This is a genomic window from Brevibacillus sp. LEMMJ03, from assembly GCF_007197875.1.
Taxonomy (GTDB): domain Bacteria; phylum Bacillota; class Bacilli; order Brevibacillales; family Brevibacillaceae; genus Brevibacillus; species Brevibacillus thermoruber.
Genome location: NZ_VKJN01000083.1, coordinates 1 through 438, shown reverse-complemented (window position 1 = coordinate 438; position 438 = coordinate 1). Strand labels below are relative to the sequence as shown.

Annotated in this window: 1 protein-coding gene; it reads right to left on the bottom strand. The window is 63.7% G+C overall.

Going from position 1 to position 438, the window contains the following annotated elements:
• Window positions 1–189: 189 nt before the first annotated feature.
• Window positions 190–438: ParB-like protein (locus FOI68_RS22900; protein WP_221935139.1), on the bottom strand; the 249-nt coding region annotated here is incomplete at its 5' end.

Genomic DNA, 438 nt, shown 5'->3' with positions numbered 1-438 from the left:
GGAGGACTTTGCGGTGCTCGAGCAGCACGGCCTGAGCACCGACGAGATCTGGGACATCGCGGCGATCTCGGCCTTCTTCGGCATGTCGAACCGGATCGCCAATGTCACCAACATGCTGCCGAACGACGAGTTCTACCTGATGGGCCGCCTGTCCAAATCGTAGAGCCGCCTTTAGGTCGTAGGCCGCCTTTAGTCGTCCGCCACCGGTCCGCACCAGCCCGGCAGGTAGCCCGCGTCCTTGCTGCGGCCGAATGCCAATGCGCGGTCCAGTGCCTTGGAAAAATCGTCCTCGATGCTCTTGCGGGGAATCCGCCGCCGCAGGAAATCCGCCCACAGGAATTCGCTGAACGGCGTGGTGTCCTTGGCGAAGCCGCCGGCGCGCCGCAGCTCGCCCGCAAGACTGCGATAGGGATCGTCCTTGAGCCCAGTGATCGACTT